At 38.2% G+C, this 301-nt stretch carries 1 protein-coding gene; it reads left to right on the forward strand.

Annotated features, from left to right (window positions below; genetic code table 11):
• Positions 1-31 precede the first annotated feature (31 nt).
• Complete coding sequence (locus ACFINZ_RS11475) at positions 32-289, forward strand: accessory factor UbiK family protein (RefSeq protein WP_011181019.1); 258 nt, start codon at positions 32-34, stop codon at positions 287-289.
• Positions 290-301: the final 12 nt, after the last annotated feature.

A 301-nucleotide genomic window follows, 5' to 3' on the forward strand; every position in this document is an offset into this window, starting at 1 on the left:
GTTAGTAATTTAAAATTTAAGGAAAGACGTTATGCGCAATGGATCAAACCGTATTCTTGATGAATTGGCAAAATTAGCAACAGATGCAGCTGATGTTGCACAAGGTATACGACGTGAAGCGGGAACAGCTTTTCGTTTGCAGGCTGAGAAGATCGCCAATAAACTTGATCTTGTTCCACGCGAAGAATTTGAAACTTTTAAGGAAATGGTGCTGAAAGTATCTGTCGACAATGCTGACTTGAAAAAACGCCTTGATGATTTAGAAAAAAACCAAACAGCCAAAGAATAAGATGGTTTTCGT

Origin of the sequence: Bartonella sp. AA81SXKL (genome assembly GCF_042196945.1) — a bacterium.
In the GTDB taxonomy this organism is placed as follows: domain Bacteria; phylum Pseudomonadota; class Alphaproteobacteria; order Rhizobiales; family Rhizobiaceae; genus Bartonella.